Raw genomic sequence first — 16,862 nt, forward strand, 5'->3', positions numbered from 1 at the left:
ATCACGCCGCCGTCATTTGCTCCCACCAGCCAATCAACCGGATGGCTTCTTCGCTGCTGCTTCCACACACCTCGGGGTCGGCCTCGAAGGCAGAACACACCGCCGGCCGTTCCGGCTGGCCGAAAATATTGCACAGGTTATCGGAGGAAAGTTGCAGGCAACGTTGCCCCGCGGCCTTGCCGTTTGGCATACCGGGGATCGGTGAACTGATGGACGGGGCAATGCAACAAGCGCCACAGCCCTCACGGCATTTCATGACGACAAGCTCCTCGCGACGAGCAATGTGTAAAAGGACGGGGCACAGAGTACCCGCTAAAACAGTTGTTTTAAATTACCTGCGAGCGGGTTTTCAGTACAAACACGCGTGACCGGCCAGTCTCCGACAAAGCGCCTGGTCTGCGGCTCGCGGATCAGGTTACTGCTTGAACTCGAAATCCAGTGCCGCGCCTTCGACCTCGCGACGCTCTTCATTGCGCAGTTGCAGCTGCATTTCATTGTTGAGCAGGCGGCCGTTGAGCTGGAACGGACTGCTGCCGCTTTTGTCACCGAACAGTTGGGGTAACAGCGGTTCGCGCTTGACCAGCGGCACCGTGCCGACCGGCTTCAGCTCCTGAACCATGTCCCGGGGCAAGCTCAGATCCAGGTTGGCAGACGGAAGCGCGGTCTTTGCCACCTCACTGGCCGGTTTCGACTTGGAGGCAATGGGCGGGCGTTTTTTCACCGGTGTCGCCGGTTTCCTGGCCGGCGCGGCTTTTTTTACAGGTTCGGACTTGATCGGTGCGACGTGGAAACTGCCGGTAGTCTGTTCCTGCTCGGGGGCGGCAACGACGGATGCTGGCTGAACACTCATCAACAGACAGAGCAAAAGCCAGGCGGCAGGAAAAATAGGTTTCATGTATCCCACGGTGGGTGCAAACGGCAGAGGTGCATATGCTCGCCTGTTGCAGCCCACAAGACAAGCGAAGTAGCTGCCTGTTACAAACCGCCAGTCATCTCCTGGCAGAGCTGGGTGGCCAGCATGCCCAGGGTCATCAATGCGCGCTCGGCTTCACGGTTCCACGGGATGCCGCAATTGAGGCGAATGCAGTGATTGAATTGCTCGGTGTTACTGAAGATCAGTCCCGGCGCAATGCTGATGCCCTGCTGCAGTGCCCGCACGTGCAACTCCTGAGTGTTGACCCGTCCCGGCAGACTGACCCACAGGATGAAGCCACCGGTAGGGCGGGTCATCTGCGTGCCTTCCGGGAAATACTGCTGCACCGCCAGCTGGAAGGCACTAAGGTTCTTGCGGTATTCCTGGCGAATGAAACGCAAATGCCGGTCGTACCCGCCATTTTCCAGGTAAGCGGCAATGCCCATCTGGGTCACGCTGCACGCAGAATGCGTACTGAACGTCTGCAAGCGCTGGATTTCCTGCTGATACTTGCCGGCAATCATCCAGCCGATCCGCACGCCAGGCGACAGGGTTTTCGAGAAGCTCGAGCAATAGATCACCCGGTCCAGCCGATCGTAGGCCTTGAGGGACTTGGTGCGCCCCTGCTCGAACATCAGCTCGCCATAGATATCGTCTTCGACAATCTGGATATCGAAGTCCGACGCCAGGCGCAGCAGTTGTTTCTGCCGTTCTTCGGGCATGGTGCCGCCCAACGGATTGCTCAGCCGCGTGGTCAGCACCAACGCCTTGATCGACCATTGGTTGGCGGCCAGTTGCAGGGCTTCCAGGCTCATGCCCGTGGCCGGATCGCTGGGGATCTCGATGACCTTGAGACCCAACAGGTCGGCCAGTTGCAGCAAGCCGTAATAGGTCGGCGACTCGGCCGCGATCAGATCGCCCGGACGGGTCAGCACGCGCAAGGACATCTGCAGCGCATCGACGCAGCCGTGGGTGATCACCACTTCCGACGGATCGACCACCACGCCGGCATCGCGCATGCGGATCGCCACCTGTCGGCGCAACGGCTCGAAACCGGGGCTGAACATGTAACTGAAAGCCCGCGGGCTATGGAAACGGGTGACCTTGGCCAGTTGCTGATGCAGTGCCCGCACCGGCAAATAGTCGACGCTCGGCACTGCGGCGCCCAGCGGAAAGACGCCTTCACGACGGGATTCGACCAGCACTTGTTGAATGATGCTGCTGCGGGTGACCAGGCCCGGGCGTTCGACCCGGGCGATGTCCGGCGTCGGCGCGGTGAGTGCCGGCGTCTGGTGCACGTAGTAACCCGACTGCGGCCGGGCGCGGATCAGCCCCTGATCTTCGAGATTGGCATACGCCTGCAATACCGTCGCATGGCTGACATTGAGCTGCGAGCTCATCTTGCGCACCGAAGGCACGCGCTCTCCCGGCTGATAGACCCCACGGCGGATGTCTTCGGCCAGTTGTTGAGCAATACGTTGGTAGAGCAAAAGATTGGTCATGACGCAGCACTCGATTTCACGGGCATTTTATTCTTGTGTGAAACAATACCGGAACAGTTTAGAAGTGTACGGGGACAGTTGCCACAATAGTCGACCGTACAGTGCAGTGTCAGCAAAATCTGTACTGTTTTGTGCGCTAATCGGCAGGCGTAAAAAAACCCGGCGCTGCATGGCAGGCCGGGCTTTCCAGCGACGCAACCCTTAGCGGGCGGCGCCGAGCTGGCCGTTTTCGTCGGAAAACACAATTTCCACCCGACGATTCTGCGCCCTGCCCCGTTCCGACGCATTCGCGTCCACGGGATACTCGTCGCCATAACCTTCGACCTTGATGCGCTTGTCGTCGATACCCAGGTCAATCAGGACATCAGCCACCGATTGCGCGCGGTCGCGAGACAGCTTGAGGTTTTCCTGCTTGCCGCCGGTACTGTCCGTATAACCTTCGATCCGCACCACACGCTTGGGGTTGAGTTGCAGGAACTGCACGATCTTCAACACCACGCGGTTGGCCGAAGGTTTCAGCTCCGCTTCGCCGGTGTCGAACAGCATGTCGCCCAACGTCATCACCAGGCCGCGGTCGGTCTGGGTGGTGGTCAATGCGAGGATCTGCTCTTCGAGCCATTTGCCTTGCTGCTGCACGCTGAACAGTTTCGATTCACGCAGCGCCAGTTGCAGGCGCTGGCGTTCCAATTCGAGTTTTGCCGCTTGCTCTTCGTTGAGCGCCTGATTGGTGTGTTCCCGGGCAATGGCGCTGTAGCGCTGGCTCAGGTAGGCGTAATGCACCACGTCCGAACCGCTGCCCCAATAGCTGGACAGGCGATCGGCACGGGCCAGGGACTCACCGGCGCGAATCACGTCCTTGGGAGCGATTCGCAGCACATTGGAGTCTTCCTTGACCTTCTGAAAGTCGGTACCGGCCTGCTGCAACGCAGTCTCGCTGTGCTGGCTGACGCAACCGGACAGTGTCGCGCAACCTGCCAGGATCAAACTGCCGAGGGCTTTGCTCTTGAGGCTCATTCGGCATCTCCCAGTTGCTTGCGCAGGCGGGCGATGCGGGTGTTGAGCACGTTCAACTGTTCTTCGCTCTTGGCCGTCAACACCTTGGCTTCAGCCAGGCGCGCATCGAGTTCGGCCTGTTCGGCCCGCATGCGTGCGTTCTTGAAGGACTGGTCAGCCATGTTGCCCTTGGCGCGATTGAACTTGTCTTCGGCCAGTTTCATTTCCGACACATCGTCGGCGGTGGCACCCACGGCCCGGGCCTGTTCGAGTGCCTGCTCGGTCAGGCGAAATTGTTCATTCGGCGCAGGATCGGTTGCACAACCCGCCAGGGCGGCAATGGCCACGGCAGCGAAAAGAGGTCGAATACTCACTAAATATCCCTACTGTTTTGGGGTACTGACGGGTTGTTGCGAGGGTTGCTGCGGTTGTGAACGCTGTGCCTTCCAACGCTCGATATTGCGCAGCAACACGGCCTCCGTCAGTCCGGACGCGGGCAATTCTGTCATCTTTTTGGCCAACTGTCCGCGCAACCACGGATCGTTGCAGGCCGAGTCATGGGAAATCGCCAGGTACAGGCCAGGCTTGTCGACCGGTTGCGGGCGCGCAATCAGATCAGCGGCCATGCCCAGGCTCTGCGCGGTCGCCATGCCTGAATAGCGTCCTGCCAGCACAAACTCGACTTCGCCCAACAGCAGTTTCTGCAAGGCCTGGGTCAGGCTGGACGTGCGCTCAAGGGTCAGTTGCTGTCCGGCAAAGGTGCTGAATGGCGGGGTCATTCGGGCCTTTTCCGACACGGCACCGGGATGGCCGTGCAAGTCCTGTGCTTGGTTGTAGACCAGCGTCGAGTCCTTGCGAGTCCAGACCAGGTAGTCGTTTTCAAGCAAGGCAGGATGGATATAGTCCAGGGTCTCCAGCTCGCTGACGGTCAACGTCGCATCCGCCAGCATGTCCATGCGCCCGCTGCGCACTTCCTCCAGGGCCTGGGCGCGTTTGCCGGCATACAGCAGTTCGACCTTGAGCCCCAACTCCCCCGCCACGTGCTGCAGCAAATCGGCGCTGGCACCGATCAGGTGTTTGGGGTTCTGCGGGTCTTGCCACAGATACGGCGGCGCGTCAGGGCTGCCGGTGACCACCAGGCGTTCGCATTTGCCTGCGGCGACAGACAGCGTCGGCAATAGCACCAGTCCCAACAAGCTCCACGCAGGTCGCAGATCCATGGCAATACACTCCTCAAACCGGTTATGCCCCCCCTGTAGGAGCGAGCTTGCTCCCACAAGGGAAAAAGGCAAAAAAAAGCCCGACCATAAGGTCGGGCTCTTTATAAGTGAAGCAGCCGGATTAGACCAGCTTCTCCAGCTCAGGGATGGCTTCGAACAGGTCCGCCACCAGGCCGTAATCGGCCACCTGGAAGATCGGCGCTTCTTCGTCCTTGTTGATCGCAACGATCACTTTGGAGTCTTTCATGCCGGCCAGGTGCTGGATCGCGCCGGAGATACCGACGGCGATGTACAGCTGTGGAGCAACGATCTTGCCGGTCTGACCGACCTGCATGTCGTTGGGTACAAAACCTGCGTCGACCGCGGCGCGCGAAGCACCAACGGCAGCGCCCAGCTTGTCGGCCAGGGCGTACAGGTGTTTGAAGTTGTCGCCGTTCTGCATGCCGCGGCCGCCGGAAACGACGATCTTGGCAGCGGTCAGTTCCGGACGATCGGACTTGGCCAGCTCTTCGCCGACGAAGCTGGAAATGCCAGCGTCGTGGGCAGCAGCAACGGCTTCAACGGCAGCCGAACCACCTTCAGCGGCAACCGGGTCGAAACCGGTGGCACGCACGGTGATCACTTTCACTGCGGCGTTCGATTGAACGGTAGCGATGGCGTTACCGGCGTAGATCGGACGCTTGAAGGTGTCGGCGCTTTCTACCGAGATGATCTCGGAGATCTGGTCAACGTCCAGTGCAGCGGCAACGCGCGGCAGGATGTTTTTGCCGTTGGAAGTAGCGGCAGCCAGGATGTGGCTGTAGCCCTTGCCCAACTCTGCTACCAGAGGAGCGACGTTTTCCGGCAGTTGGTGAGCGTAGGCAGCGTTATCAGCTACCAGCACTTTAGCCACGCCAGCGATTTTCGCAGCGGCTTCAGCCACGGCGCCAACGCCCTGGCCAGCAACCAGAACGTGGATGTCGCCACCGATTTTGGCGGCAGCAGCAACGGTGTTCAGCGTGGCCGGGGCCACTACTTTGTTGTCGTGTTCAGCAATAACCAAGATAGTCATTTAGATTACCTTCGCTTCGTTTTTCAGTTTCTCGACCAGTTCAGCCACCGACTTGACCTTGATACCCGCGCTGCGTGCAGCCGGCGCTTCGACTTTGATGGTCTTGTTGGTGGAGGCGGTGGAAACGCCCAAAGCGTCCGGAGTCAGCACTTCGAGAGGCTTCTTCTTGGCTTTCATGATGTTTGGCAGAGACGCGTAGCGCGGCTCGTTCAGACGCAGGTCGGTGGTGACGATGGCCGGCAGTTTCAGGGAAACTGTCTGCGCGCCGCCGTCGACTTCACGGGTAACAGCTACGCTGTCGCCGCTGATTTCGACTTTCGAAGCGAACGTGCCCTGACCGTAGCCGCTCAGTGCAGCGAGCATCTGGCCGGTCTGGTTGTTGTCGCTGTCGATGGCTTGTTTGCCAAGGATCACCAGCTGAGGCTGTTCCTTGTCGACAACAGCTTTCAACAGTTTGGCAACAGCCAGGGAGGTCAGGTCTTCGGCGTTTTCTACGAGGATGGCGCGGTCGGCACCCAGAGCCAGCGCGGTGCGCAGTTGCTCTTGAGCGGTGGACGGGCCTACGGAGACGACGACGATTTCAGTCGCAACACCTTTCTCTTTCAGGCGTACGGCTTCTTCCACGGCGATCTCGCAGAACGGGTTCATCGACATCTTGACGTTGGCAAGATCGACGCCGGAATTGTCCGCCTTGACGCGAACCTTGACGTTGTAATCCACAACGCGTTTGACAGCTACAAGAACCTTCATGGATTCCTCGTTACTCTCCGGTGAAAAGAAAATCGCCTGGGCGAACCTGGCGGTTGATGCTCATCGGGCGCAAGGGCACCTCTAAAAACGCCGGCAAACGTGTCAAGTGACCGTCGCTCATGTTCTGCATGACCGTTCGTCAGTGGTGACTGACGAGTCATTCAACATCGCGGCGTGTAAACTTCGCGCCAAACCCGCATGGCGCATCACTCTCTACGGCCATCGCCCTGTCTTTAGAGGTGCTCTTGAAACCAACAGTCAGCCTACGGCGAGCGCAAAACCGACCGTATCTTGACCGGAACGCCTATTCCGGTCAATACGCCAAAATAGCCGTTCATAAGGCGCGTGACTTTGATTTCTCTGGCTTTGAGCCAATTCAAACAAACGTTTGTATTGGACGCTGAGAGTGGTGTAGATATAATGCGCCACCCAAAGAGAAAGGTGGTCAATCGATTGTCCGCTTTCGGCGTTGCGCCGGAATTCATGGATGCGACACCCAACCTCCAAATTAGAAAAAAAACTGTTGAGCCTTGAGTAGGAGATAACCTGTGGAACGCGAATACATGGAATTCGACGTTGTCATCGTCGGTGCCGGCCCCGCTGGTCTTTCCGCCGCCTGCCGCTTGAAGCAGAAGGCCGCCGAAGCCGGTAAGGAAATCAGCGTCTGCGTGGTCGAAAAAGGCTCCGAAGTCGGTGCTCACATCCTCTCCGGTGCCGTGTTCGAACCACGCGCCCTGAACGAACTGTTCCCGGACTGGAAAGAACTCGGCGCGCCGCTGAACACCCCCGTCACCCGCGACGACATCTTCGTGCTGAAGAATGCCGAAAGCGCGCAGAAGATCCCTGACTTCTTTGTGCCCAAGACCATGCACAACGAAGGCAACTACATCATCTCCCTGGGCAACCTGTGCCGCTGGCTGGCCACGCAGGCCGAAAACCTGGGCGTGGAAATCTACCCGGGCTTCGCTGCCCAGGAAGCGCTGATCGACGAGAACGGCGTGGTGCGCGGGATCATCACCGGTGACCTCGGTGTCGACCGCGAAGGCCATCCGAAAGAAGGCCTGTACACCCCGGGCATGGAACTGCGTGGCAAGTACACGCTGTTCGCCGAAGGTTGCCGCGGCCACATCGGCAAGCAGCTGATCCAGCGCTACAACCTCGCCAGCGATGCCGACGCCCAGCACTACGGCATCGGCCTGAAGGAAATCTGGGAAATCGACCCGGCCAAGCACCAGCCAGGCCTGGTGGTCCACACCGCCGGTTGGCCGATGGACATCATGGGCACCGAGAACACCGGTGGCTCGTTCCTCTATCACCTGGAAAACAACCAGGTGTTCGTGGGCCTGATCGTCGATTTGTCCTACAGCAACACCTACCTGTCGCCGTTCGACGAGTTCCAGCGCCTCAAGCATCACCCGGTGCTGGCCCAGTACCTGGAAGGCGGCAAGCGCATCAGCTACGGCGCGCGCGCCATCTGCAAGGGCGGCCTGAACTCGCTGCCGAAAATGGTCTTCAAGGGCGGCGCGCTGATCGGTTGCGACCTCGGCACCCTGAACTTCGCCAAGATCAAGGGCAGCCACACCGCGATGAAGTCCGGCATGCTCGCCGCTGAATCGGTCGCCGACGCACTGTTCGCCGACAAGGATGGCACTGAGGAGCTGACCAGCTACGTCGACGCGTTCAAGAAGAGCTGGCTCTACGAAGAACTGTTCGCCAGCCGCAACTTCGGCCCGGCGATCCACAAGTTCGGCGCAATCGTCGGTGGCGGTTTCAACTGGCTCGACCAGAACATCTTCGGCGGCAAACTGCCGTTCACCCTGCACGACACCAAGCCGGACTACGCCTGCCTCAAGCTCGCGGCCGACTGCAAGAAGATCGACTACCCGAAACCCGACGGCAAGCTCAGCTTCGACAAACTCAGCTCGGTGTTCATCTCCGGTACCAACCACGAAGAAGAGCAACCGTGCCACCTGAAGCTGAAAGACCCAAGCATCCCGATCAGCAAGAACCTGCCGCTGTACGATGAGCCGGCACAGCGTTACTGCCCGGCCGGCGTGTATGAAGTGGTGACCAAGGAAGACGGCGAGAAGCGCTTCCAGATCAACGCCCAGAACTGCGTTCACTGCAAGACCTGCGACATCAAGGATCCTGCACAGAACATCACCTGGGTAACGCCGGAAGGCGCTGGCGGCCCGACTTACCCGAACATGTAAACCGAACCGCTGAACATCAAGGCTCCCGAATGGGGGCCTTTTTGTTGCCTGAAATTATGGTCACGCACCTTTGTAGGAGCCGGCTTGCTGGCGATAGCGGTGTGACAGAGAACATCTATTTCGACTGATACTCCGCTATCGCCAGCAAGCCGGCTCCTACATGGGGTTGGTGGTGAGTCAGGCGGCGCGCTCGTCGCCGGGGTTGCGCTCGAAGTAGCGTTTGTACTCGCGACTGAACTGCGACGTGCTCTGATACCCCACCCGATGCGCCACCTGCGCCACGCCCAGCCCCTCGGCCAGCAACAACTGCTGCGCCCTGAGCAGACGCAATCGCTTCAGATACTGCACCGGCGACAACAAGGTGCTGCGTTTGAAATGCTCGTGAAAGGTCGATGCACTCATGTTCGCGCAACTGGCCAGGGTCTCGACGTTCAACGGTTCGGCAAAATGCGCATGCAGATGACTGAGGGACGCCGCGATCCGGGCGAACTGCCCCTGCTGCTCGACCAGCGCCCGCAGCACATCGGCCTGTGGCCCGCGCAACGCCACGAACAACAATTCGCGCAAGCGAGCCTGGCCCATGATCCGACTCTCCAGCGGATCGTGCAGGCAACGCAGCAGCCGCTCGACACAACCGCGCATGGCGTCGTCGAGCACTGCCGAGGTCATGGACTCAGGCGTTTGCGCCGCAATATGCCGCCCGGGAGCCAGGCCCATCGCCAACACCAACTCGCCCAGCATCACCCGGTCGATCGCGACCGAGACCCCGAGCATCGGTCCGTCCGGGGCGGCAAAGGTTTCACACTCGAACGGCACTGGCAGCGCCTGAATCAGGTAGTGCCCTGCACCATATTCCAGGGTGCGCGGCCCCAGGTACGCCAGTTTGCTGCCCTGGGCGATGATCACCAGGCTCGGCTCATAGATCTGCGGCCCTCGGGCCACATCGCAACTGGCCCGCAGCACCTGCACGCCCGGCAACGCGGTCGGGACGAATCCGTCGCGCGTCGATAGCGGCTCGATCAGCGAAACTAGCGTGGCATTGGCATCAAGGTGACGGGTCAACTGCATTGAAAAAGCTTCACGGAAAAAGGGATGAAAACATCATCGCAGGTCTGATCGCCAATGGGATCGATCAACCGCCGATGCCGGAGGAATAGGCAAAACACCCGGAGGAATCGCCATGGCCGCTACCGGGTTCGGCGCCCAGAATGCGTCGCCTCACCTGTCACTGCTTCTGCGAGGTTCAACATGTACACCGCCATCGGATACGCCGCCCAGTCGGCCACCACTCCCCTCGCCCCCGTGAAATTCGAACGCCGCAGCCCACGGGTCGACGACGTTGCCATCGAGATTCTCTACTGCGGCGTCTGCCATTCCGACATCCATCAGGCCCGCAACGAGTGGGGCATTGCCGTTTACCCGCTGATGCCCGGCCACGAAATCGTCGGCAAAGTGACCTCCGTTGGCGCGAACGTGACCCGCCACAAGGTCGGCGATCTGGTCGGGGTCGGCTGCATGGTCGACTCGTGCCGCAGCTGCGAAGCTTGCCAGGCCAATCTCGAGCAATACTGCCTCGAAGGCCCGACCATGACCTACGCCACCCCGGACCGGGTCGACGGCAGCAACACCATGGGTGGCTACTCCGACAGCATCGTGGTCAGCGAGCACTTTGTGGTGCGCATTCCCGAGAAGCTCGACCTGGCCAGCTCCGCGCCGATCCTCTGCGCCGGCATCACCACCTACTCACCGCTCAAGCACTACGGCGTGAAGGCCGGTGACAAGGTGGGGATTCTCGGCATGGGCGGGCTGGGCCACATGGGCATCAAGTTCGCCAAGGCCATGGGCGCCGAAGTGACGCTGTTCACCCGTTCGGCAAGCAAGGCCGAAGAGGCTCGGCGCCAGGGCGCGGACCATGTGATCGTGTCCACCGATGACGCGCAGATGCAGGCTGCGGCCGGTCACTTCGACTTCCTGCTCGACACCATTCCGGTGCAGCACGACCTCAATCCCTACCTCGATACGCTGCGATTCGACGGCGTGCATATCCTGGTGGGGTTGATCGAACCGGTGGAGCCGCCGTTGCATGCGGCCAAACTGGTGCTGGGACGTCGCGTGCTCGCCGGCTCGCTGATCGGCGGCATCGCCGAAACCCAGGAAGTGCTGGATTTCTGCGCCGAGCACAACATCACCTGCGACATCGAAATGCTCGACATCCGCCAGATCAACGAGGCTTACGCGCGCATGATCGCCGGTGACGTGAAATACCGTTTTGTCATCGACATGGCGACCCTCAAGGTTTAAACCTTGAGGCCCAGCTCCGCCGACAGCCGGGTCGTGACCCCTTTGATCAGGGGAATCAGCTCGGCCATCTTTTCCAGCGGCATGTACGGCACGGTGCTGGCGATGCTGATGCCGGCGACGATGCGTTTGCTGGCATCGCGGATCGGCGCCGCCACGCAGCGGATCGACGGTTCGTTGTCTTCCAGATCGAAGGCGTAACCGCCGGCCACGTACTCGACCATGCGCTGCGCGAACTGCTCCCAGGATTGCTCCGGGTGCTGCGGCCAGAACTGGTTTTTCCCACCCACCGGCAGGCTGACTTCGTACAGGCGCTGCCACTCTTGCGGCGAATCATCGAGCATCAGCGCCTTGCCGATGCCGGTGCGCGCCAACGGCATGCGATGGCCGACCCGCGAACGCATTTCCGGGCCATTGCGCCCCGGGTTCTTGTGCAGGTACAGCACTTCGTCGCCTTCACGGATCGCCAGGTGAATGGTGTCGCCGGTCAATGCCGACAGCTCATCCAGATACGGCCCGGCCAGGGTCACCAACGGCAACTCTTCACGGGCCTGAAAGCCCAGCTCGATCAGTTTCGGCCCCAGCAGATAACCGACTTGCGGCACCACCCGCAGATAACGCTCGTCCACCAGGCAGCTGGCCAGGCGATGGGTGGTGCTGCGCGTGGTGCCGATCAGCCGGGCGATTTCCTTGAGATCGCGGGCGCCACTGGCCACGGCGTGAACCACACCCAGCCCGCGAAGCAGGGTCTGGGTGCCGGTCGGCGCGGCGTCCTTGGCGATTTTTGGGGCGTCTTCCTGCATATCCAGCCTTTACCGTTGAGCGAGTGAACGGGCGGCATTATGGTCGCCCGCGTGCCACGACTACAACTTGATACGCTCGACCTTGCCCACCAGCAGGATGTAGGACAGCGCGCCAATCAACGCGAGCACCGAGATGTAGGTGATCGCCGGGGCAAAGGAATCACCCGTGGCGAGAAAACCGATGACGATAGGCGTGGCGATCGCCGACAGGTTGCCGATGAAGTTGAACACCCCGCCGGTCAGCCCGAGCAAGCGCGCCGGGGCCAGGGTCGACACCAGCGACCAGGTGATCGAAGCCAGGCCGTTGCCGAAAAACGCCAGCGCGAGGAAGGCAATCACCAGCGGCGTCGACTCGACGAAGTTGGCGCCGATGATCGAAGTGGAGATCAGCAGGCCGCTGATGATCGGCAACTTGCGGGCGAACCCTACGGTGTAGCCGCGCCGGATCAGGAAGTCCGAAAAGAAACCGGAGCACAGCACGCCGACAAATGCCGCCAGAAAAGGCAGCGAAGCCAGCAAGCCAGACTTGATGAAGTCCATGCCGCGGTATTTCACCAGGTAGGTCGGGAACCACGTCAGGAAAAACCACAGCGTCGAGTTGAGGCAGAACTGCCCGAGGTAGATGCCCCAGAGCTTGCGCTTGGTCAGGACGATGCCCAGGTCGGTCCAGCTGAATTTGGCTTTGACCTTGGCTTGTTCCGCCTGGATATCCACCAACCCGCCGCCCTCGCGGATCAGGTCGATCTCAGCCTCGTTGGCGCCCTTGAAATCCCGTGGCTCGCGATACACCGCATACCAGATTGCAGCCCAAATGATCCCCACCGCGCCAGTGGCGACGAAGGCCATGTGCCAGCCGAATTCGTGCTGCAGCCACGCCAGCACCGGTGTCAGGAAGGCCAGGCCGACGAACTGCCCGGAGGTGTAGAAACCGATGGCCGTGGCGCGCTCGCGCTCAGGGAACCAGGTGGTGACCACGCGGCTGTTGATCGGATAGGCCGGCGCCTCCAAAGCACCGACCGCCATGCGCAATACGAACAGCGCGATGAAGCTCGCGGCGAAGCCGAGCATCACCGTGGCCACCGACCACAGCAGCAAGGCGACGCTGTACAGGATCCGTGGCGGCACACGATCCACCAGCCAGCCACCGGGGATCTGCATGGCGGCGTAGGTCCAGCCGAACGCCGAGAAAATCAGGCCGACGTGGATCGGGTCGATGCCCAGGTCACTGGTCAGCGCCGGGGCGGCGATCGACAGGTTGCTGCGGTCCAGGTAGTTGATCACCACGGTGATGAACAGCAGCACCATGATGAAAAAACGCTTGCGGCTGGGCGTCACCAACGACGCCTGCCCGGTGAGGGTTTGCGGTTGCATGAGGGGTGCCTCTTATTATGGTTATTGAGGTCGATTTAAAAACTGGCGGCAAACCCTGTGGGAGCTGGCTTGCCAGCGATGACGGCGACACATTCAATAATGATGTGACTGACAGGACGCCATCGCCAGCAAGCCGGCTCCTACAGGGGATCGTGGTGAATCAGAGAGATTTCACCACTCGGCAAAACTGCCATCGGCATGGCGCCAGATCGGGTTGCGCCAGCGGTGGCCGATGGCCGCGCGTTCGATCACGTATTCCTCGTTGATCTCGATGCCCAGGCCCGGGCCGTTCGGGATCTTCACGAAGCCCTTGTCGTAGTCGAACACCCGTGGGTCTTTGACGTAGTCGAGCAAGTCGTTGCTCTCGTTGTAATGGATGCCCAGGCTCTGCTCCTGAATGAACGCGTTGTAGCAGACCGCATCCAGTTGCAGGCAGGCCGCCAGGGCAATCGGGCCCAGCGGGCAATGCAACGCCAACGCGACGTCGTAGGCTTCGGCCATATTGGCGATCTTGCGGGTTTCGGTGATGCCGCCGGCGTGGGAGGCATCCGGCTGGATGATGTCGACGTAGCCTTCGCTGAGCACGCGCTTGAAATCCCAGCGCGAGAACAGCCGCTCGCCCAGGGCAATCGGCGTACTGGTCAGCGGCGCGAGCTCTTTGAGCGCTTCATAGTTTTCGCTGAGCACCGGCTCTTCGATGAACATCAGCTTGTACGGATCCAGCTCCTTCATCAGCACCTTGGCCATGGGCTTGTGCACCCGGCCATGGAAGTCCACGCCGATGCCGACGTTCGGGCCGACCGCATCGCGCACGGCAGCGACGTTGGCCAGGGCCTGGTCGACCTTGTCGAAGGTATCGAGGAATTGCAGCTCTTCGGTGCCGTTCATTTTCACCGCGGTGAAACCCCGCTCGACCGCTTCCTTGGCTGCACGCGCGGTGTCCGCCGGCCGGTCGCCACCGATCCACGAATACACGCGAATCTTGTCCCGCACCTGCCCACCCAGCAGGTCGCTGACCGACACCCCCAGCGCCTTGCCCTTGATGTCCCACAAGGCCTGGTCGATACCGGCCAGGGCGCTCATGTGGATCGCGCCGCCACGGTAGAAGCCGCCGCGATAGAGCACGGTCCAGATGTCCTCGATGTTGCGCGGATCCTTGCCGATCAGGTAGTCGGACAATTCTTCAACGGCGGCGGCAACGGTGTGGGCACGACCTTCGACCACGGGCTCGCCCCAACCGGTCACGCCTTCGTCGGTTTCGACCTTGAGGAAGCACCAGCGCGGCGGAACGATGAAGGTGGTCAGTTTGGTGATTTTCATCTTTTGGCTCTCTTGTTAGATGCAGCGCGCTCGGCGCTCAACGAAGTCTTAGCGAAGGGCTTTCCAGGCAGCGACGTAGGCCTTGGCATTGGCCGCCACTTGCAGAGAGGTCATGCCCGGTTTGAACAGACCGGAGCCGAGGCCGAAACCTTTGACGCCGGCGTCGATGAACGACTGCATGTTGTCCGGTGTGATACCGCCGACCGGCGCCAGAAGGGTTCCGGCAGGCAATACGGCGAGCCAGGCTTTGACGACGGCAGGGCCCATCTGCTCGGCCGGGAACAGTTTGAGGATGTCCGCGCCTTCAGCCAGCGCAGCAAAGGCCTCGGTCGGTGTGGCGACACCCGGCGACAGGTAAAGCCCCGCCGCTTTCGCTGCGCGCAGGACTTTCGGATCGCTGTGGGGCATGACGATCACCTGGCCGCCCGCAGCTTTCACTTGTTCGACCTGCTCCGGCGTCAACACCGTGCCGGCACCGATCAGGCAATCGGCAGGCAAGGTGCTGCGCAGGATGCGGATACTTTCGTACGGCTCAGGGGAATTGAGCGGCACTTCGATGACGCGAAAGCCTGCGGCGTACAGGACTTCACCGATGGCAGCCGCTTCCTGTGGGCGCAGGCCACGCAGGATCGCGATCAGGCCGTTTTGCGCCAGCGCTTGTTTGAGCATGTCAGACCTCCAGGCAGGGTTAACGGGATGCGGTGGACGTGACCAGGCCGGCGGCGAGCGCCAGTTGCCACAAGCCACGCTCAGTGGCCTGTTCGGCCAGGGTCACCCGGGCAAAACCGCAGGCGTCGAGCGCACGGCTGTAGCGGGCACACAGTTGCGAATTACCAATGAGGATGATCGACGGCAGGTGCACGCTGTTGCGCCGACGCCGCTGGACATTGGCCAGGGCCGCCAACTCGTGGCCGATCAGCAGGCCGGACAGGTAGTCCGCCTGGGCAGTGGCGCTCAACTCGCCGGTCAGGCCCAGGCTGCGGGCGCTGAACAGGGTCGACAGCGGACCGGTCTCCCCGTCCGCCGACAACGCGACCTGCACACCGCGATCAAATGCATCGCCATCGAAGGACCCACCGCGCTGCTGGGTGCGTCCGAGAATGCTGTGTTCGCTGAGCACGGCGAAGACTTCGCCGGTCATGAAGGTATCGAAATGCACGATGCAACCGTCGGCCACCTCCACCCATTTCGAATGGCTGCCCGGCAGGCCGATCAGCAGATCGGCGCCCGCCTCGCCCGCCAGGGTTTGCAGCACGCCGAGCACCTGGGTTTCTTCGCCGCGCATCACGTTCGGCAAACGCGAACGCTCGATGACGCCGGGCACAATGTGCACATCGACGCCGCGCAGGCTGCGTACGGTTTGCAGGGAGGTACCGAGTGTGGCGACGTTCGCCGGCGTGTCGCGGTAGGCCGCTTCGCGCCAGCCCTGGGCGCTGCCGACCATGCCGCAGGCAATCACCGGTAATTGCGGCTGCGCATCGAGCCAGTCGCCGCAAGCCTCATCGAAGGCCAGTTCGAAACCATCGGTGCATTCGCGGCCGCCAATGATTCGCGGCGCCTTTGGCAGCTGCATGATCCCCGACGACAGCGAACGCTGTTCGAGCACCTGCCCGCCTTCAGCCAGTTTGTAAGCACGTAATGAGGTTGTCCCCCAGTCGAGCGCGATCAATTGCGCCTGCATCGCTTCACCTGTTTTGGTTTTTGGCAGTGAGTGAGCTGGACTATAAACCTGCGCAGGGAGAAATCTCAATATATAAATATCAATCCCACATTGTGAGACAAGACAAAAAAACGCAGCCCGAAGGCTGCGCTCTTTTAAACGCGATCAGTTGCCCGCGGCGAAATCCCGCAGTACTGACCCATCCATCCGATAGCGAACCCACTCCTCCTGCGGCTGTGCACCCAGGGATTTGTAGAAATCGATAGCTGGCGTATTCCACTCCAGCACGCTCCACTCGAAACGGCCGCAGTCATTGGCGCAGGCGATTTTCGCCAGGTGCCGCAGCAGGGTCTTGCCCGCACCACCGCCGCGCTGTTCCGGGGTGATGTACAGGTCCTCCAGGTACAGGCAGTTGCTGCCAAGCCAGGTGGAATAGCTGAAGAAGAACACCGCGAAACCGATGGCCTCACCCTCGCGCAGGCAGATCAGGCCATGGGCGGTGGCGCCTTCGCTGAACAGGCTGCGCTCGATGTCGGCAACGCTGGCGATGACTTCATGGCGGGCACGTTCGTAGTCGGCCAGCTCAGTGATGAACGCGAGGATTTGCGGTGCGTCACTGGGGGTCGCCGGGCGGATTTCGATCGTCATGGACGTGCCTTGTCAAAAAGAGGAAAACGCCATACTAAGTCGGCGCGGTATTTGTGGCGAGGGGGCGTAGAGGCTTTACTCCGGCCGACACTAACCCTGGCATCGATAACCTCGGACCTA

General features: G+C 61.0%; 17 protein-coding genes. 2 read left to right on the plus strand and 15 right to left on the minus strand.

Features of this window, described 5'->3' with window-relative positions:
• Window position 1: 1 nt before the first annotated feature.
• The 8 genes from AB4O16_RS08800 to AB4O16_RS08835 all read right to left on the minus strand — a co-directional run bounded on the left by AB4O16_RS08800 (window position 2) and on the right by AB4O16_RS08835 (window position 6,429).
• Entirely contained in the window at window positions 2-256 is a 255-nt protein-coding gene (locus tag AB4O16_RS08800) for a YkgJ family cysteine cluster protein (RefSeq protein ID WP_103397034.1), read from the minus strand.
• 159 nt (window positions 257-415) lie between these two features.
• On the minus strand, window positions 416-895 hold the full coding sequence (locus tag AB4O16_RS08805) for a translation initiation factor 2 (RefSeq protein WP_160386058.1): 480 nt from the start codon (window positions 893-895) through the stop codon (window positions 416-418).
• 80 nt (window positions 896-975) lie between these two features.
• On the minus strand, window positions 976-2,415 hold the full coding sequence (locus tag AB4O16_RS08810; RefSeq protein WP_160386057.1) for an aminotransferase-like domain-containing protein: 1,440 nt from the start codon (window positions 2,413-2,415) through the stop codon (window positions 976-978).
• A 201-nt stretch (window positions 2,416-2,616) separates the two neighbouring features.
• Window positions 2,617-3,429 (minus strand): OmpA family protein, encoded by an 813-nt coding sequence (locus AB4O16_RS08815; RefSeq protein WP_160386056.1) that lies wholly within the window; start codon window positions 3,427-3,429, stop codon window positions 2,617-2,619.
• Complete coding sequence (locus AB4O16_RS08820; protein WP_460157541.1) at window positions 3,426-3,782, minus strand: DUF4398 domain-containing protein; 357 nt, start codon at window positions 3,780-3,782, stop codon at window positions 3,426-3,428. The genes AB4O16_RS08815 and AB4O16_RS08820 overlap by 4 nt, the downstream gene beginning before the upstream one ends.
• A 9-nt stretch (window positions 3,783-3,791) precedes the next feature.
• Window positions 3,792-4,628 (minus strand): substrate-binding periplasmic protein, encoded by an 837-nt coding sequence (locus AB4O16_RS08825; protein WP_160386054.1) that lies wholly within the window; start codon window positions 4,626-4,628, stop codon window positions 3,792-3,794.
• Window positions 4,629-4,749: 121 nt separating this feature from the next.
• Window positions 4,750-5,679 carry an electron transfer flavoprotein subunit alpha/FixB family protein gene (locus tag AB4O16_RS08830; RefSeq protein WP_160386053.1) on the minus strand — a complete coding sequence of 310 codons (930 nt, stop codon included), beginning with the start codon at window positions 5,677-5,679 and terminating at the stop codon, window positions 4,750-4,752.
• Window positions 5,680-6,429, minus strand: coding sequence for an electron transfer flavoprotein subunit beta/FixA family protein (locus tag AB4O16_RS08835; RefSeq protein ID WP_160386052.1), 750 nt, complete (start codon window positions 6,427-6,429; stop codon window positions 5,680-5,682).
• A 548-nt stretch (window positions 6,430-6,977) separates the two neighbouring features.
• Here AB4O16_RS08835 and AB4O16_RS08840 point away from each other — a divergent pair.
• Complete coding sequence (locus tag AB4O16_RS08840) at window positions 6,978-8,642, plus strand: electron transfer flavoprotein-ubiquinone oxidoreductase (RefSeq protein ID WP_460157542.1); 1,665 nt, start codon at window positions 6,978-6,980, stop codon at window positions 8,640-8,642.
• A 177-nt stretch (window positions 8,643-8,819) separates the two neighbouring features.
• On the opposite strand, the gene AB4O16_RS08845 is transcribed toward AB4O16_RS08840, so the two are convergent.
• Complete coding sequence (locus tag AB4O16_RS08845; RefSeq protein ID WP_460157543.1) at window positions 8,820-9,710, minus strand: AraC family transcriptional regulator; 891 nt, start codon at window positions 9,708-9,710, stop codon at window positions 8,820-8,822.
• A gap of 180 nt (window positions 9,711-9,890) precedes the next feature.
• On the opposite strand from AB4O16_RS08845, the gene AB4O16_RS08850 reads away from it, so the two are divergent.
• A complete protein-coding gene (locus tag AB4O16_RS08850) occupies window positions 9,891-10,943 on the plus strand; it encodes an NAD(P)-dependent alcohol dehydrogenase (RefSeq protein ID WP_460157544.1) in 1,053 nt (350 codons plus the stop codon).
• Here the strand turns inward: AB4O16_RS08850 and AB4O16_RS08855 are convergent.
• From AB4O16_RS08855 to AB4O16_RS08880, 6 genes are all read right to left on the minus strand, one after another.
• Window positions 10,940-11,743: an IclR family transcriptional regulator gene (locus AB4O16_RS08855; protein ID WP_460157545.1), complete on the minus strand. Its 804-nt coding sequence runs from the start codon at window positions 11,741-11,743 to the stop codon at window positions 10,940-10,942. The genes AB4O16_RS08850 and AB4O16_RS08855 overlap by 4 nt on opposite strands.
• A gap of 60 nt (window positions 11,744-11,803) precedes the next feature.
• Complete coding sequence (locus AB4O16_RS08860) at window positions 11,804-13,114, minus strand: MFS transporter (protein ID WP_460157546.1); 1,311 nt, start codon at window positions 13,112-13,114, stop codon at window positions 11,804-11,806.
• Between the two features lie 171 nt (window positions 13,115-13,285).
• Window positions 13,286-14,434 (minus strand): galactonate dehydratase, encoded by a 1,149-nt coding sequence (gene dgoD, locus AB4O16_RS08865; protein WP_102671668.1) that lies wholly within the window; start codon window positions 14,432-14,434, stop codon window positions 13,286-13,288.
• A 48-nt stretch (window positions 14,435-14,482) separates the two neighbouring features.
• The gene (locus tag AB4O16_RS08870; protein ID WP_160386046.1) at window positions 14,483-15,103 is read right to left on the minus strand and encodes a 2-dehydro-3-deoxy-6-phosphogalactonate aldolase; all 621 of its coding nucleotides are present in this window, start codon (window positions 15,101-15,103) and stop codon (window positions 14,483-14,485) included.
• Window positions 15,104-15,122: 19 nt separating this feature from the next.
• A complete protein-coding gene (locus tag AB4O16_RS08875; protein ID WP_460157547.1) occupies window positions 15,123-16,115 on the minus strand; it encodes a 2-dehydro-3-deoxygalactonokinase in 993 nt (330 codons plus the stop codon).
• A 144-nt stretch (window positions 16,116-16,259) separates the two neighbouring features.
• Entirely contained in the window at window positions 16,260-16,742 is a 483-nt protein-coding gene (locus tag AB4O16_RS08880) for a GNAT family N-acetyltransferase (RefSeq protein ID WP_160386723.1), read from the minus strand.
• Between the last annotated feature and the right edge of the window lie 120 nt (window positions 16,743-16,862).

The sequence above is a fragment of the Pseudomonas sp. S2_H10 genome, assembly GCF_054668285.1.

Bases quoted from the DNA above. Each gene is read 5' to 3' on its own strand.
- AB4O16_RS08860 (WP_460157546.1), bottom strand. From the start codon at position 13,114: ATGCAACCGCAAACCCTCACCGGGCAGGCGTCGTTGGTGACGCCCAGC.
- AB4O16_RS08815 (WP_160386056.1), bottom strand. From the start codon at position 3,429: ATGAGCCTCAAGAGCAAAGCCCTCGGCAGTTTGATCCTGGCAGGTTGC.
- AB4O16_RS08825 (WP_160386054.1), bottom strand. From the start codon at position 4,628: ATGGATCTGCGACCTGCGTGGAGCTTGTTGGGACTGGTGCTATTGCCG.
- dgoD (WP_102671668.1), bottom strand. From the start codon at position 14,434: ATGAAAATCACCAAACTGACCACCTTCATCGTTCCGCCGCGCTGGTGC.
- AB4O16_RS08810 (WP_160386057.1), bottom strand. From the start codon at position 2,415: ATGACCAATCTTTTGCTCTACCAACGTATTGCTCAACAACTGGCCGAA.
- AB4O16_RS08850 (WP_460157544.1), top strand. From the start codon at position 9,891: ATGTACACCGCCATCGGATACGCCGCCCAGTCGGCCACCACTCCCCTC.
- AB4O16_RS08880 (WP_160386723.1), bottom strand. From the start codon at position 16,742: ATGACGATCGAAATCCGCCCGGCGACCCCCAGTGACGCACCGCAAATC.
- AB4O16_RS08800 (WP_103397034.1), bottom strand. From the start codon at position 256: ATGAAATGCCGTGAGGGCTGTGGCGCTTGTTGCATTGCCCCGTCCATC.
- AB4O16_RS08870 (WP_160386046.1), bottom strand. From the start codon at position 15,103: ATGCTCAAACAAGCGCTGGCGCAAAACGGCCTGATCGCGATCCTGCGT.
- AB4O16_RS08830 (WP_160386053.1), bottom strand. From the start codon at position 5,679: ATGACTATCTTGGTTATTGCTGAACACGACAACAAAGTAGTGGCCCCG.
- AB4O16_RS08875 (WP_460157547.1), bottom strand. From the start codon at position 16,115: ATGCAGGCGCAATTGATCGCGCTCGACTGGGGGACAACCTCATTACGT.
- AB4O16_RS08805 (WP_160386058.1), bottom strand. From the start codon at position 895: ATGAAACCTATTTTTCCTGCCGCCTGGCTTTTGCTCTGTCTGTTGATG.
- AB4O16_RS08835 (WP_160386052.1), bottom strand. From the start codon at position 6,429: ATGAAGGTTCTTGTAGCTGTCAAACGCGTTGTGGATTACAACGTCAAG.
- AB4O16_RS08855 (WP_460157545.1), bottom strand. From the start codon at position 11,743: ATGCAGGAAGACGCCCCAAAAATCGCCAAGGACGCCGCGCCGACCGGC.
- AB4O16_RS08845 (WP_460157543.1), bottom strand. From the start codon at position 9,710: ATGCAGTTGACCCGTCACCTTGATGCCAATGCCACGCTAGTTTCGCTG.